This window comes from Bradyrhizobium sp. Kon37 (genome assembly GCF_055807535.1).
On record NZ_JBVVOY010000356.1, the window covers coordinates 1 to 233 of the forward strand.

Genomic DNA, 233 nt, shown 5'->3' on the forward strand with positions numbered 1-233 from the left:
GCCGAAGCTGTCAGAACGGTTCTTGAAAATCAACTTTCGATCAGTGAAGGCGCTTCCCGATTATCTCTTCCTGAAGGCACTTTAGGACAATGGGTTACCGCCGCCAGAAAAGGGCTCGGTACTCCTGGTTCCCGCACGGTGGCTGAACTGGAATCTGAAATTCTGCAACTGCGTAAGGCGTTAAATGAAGCTCGCCTTGAGCGAGATATATTAAAAAAAGCAACTGTAGATTC

The 233-nt window shown here is 48.1% G+C and carries 1 protein-coding gene; it reads left to right on the plus strand.

Going from position 1 to position 233, the window contains the following annotated elements:
* Positions 1-233, plus strand: a 233-nt coding sequence (locus AC0L3J_RS38460; protein WP_191585470.1) for a transposase, incomplete at both ends; no start/stop codon positions are given.